Below are 202 nucleotides of genomic sequence, written 5' to 3'. Positions count from 1 at the left end.
ATCGGCTCGTTGATTGGCATGCGCTTTGACCGGAAAACACTTAAGGAACTTAGCCGTATCGGCGCAGCAAGTGCAGCAGCATTGGCGCTTTATGTTTTGATGAGCGTCGGGCTAGCGCTGATTTTTTTCGTGCTTACACCGCTGCCGTTTTTTACAAGTTTGCTAGCGATTGTGCCAGCTGGGGCTGCGGAAATGGCTTCGA

1 protein-coding gene is annotated in these 202 nt (G+C 51.5%); it reads left to right on the top strand.

Annotated features, from left to right (window positions below; translation table 11 throughout):
- A partial coding sequence (locus CHH91_RS20115) for an AbrB family transcriptional regulator (RefSeq protein WP_141234306.1) occupies positions 1-202 on the top strand: 202 nt, incomplete at both ends.

The sequence above is a fragment of the Virgibacillus sp. 7505 genome (assembly GCF_002272135.1).
In the GTDB taxonomy this organism is placed as follows: domain Bacteria; phylum Bacillota; class Bacilli; order Bacillales; family Amphibacillaceae; genus Terribacillus.
The sequence above is the reverse complement of the archived record's forward strand: the minus strand, read 5'-3'. Positions and strand labels throughout refer to the sequence as shown.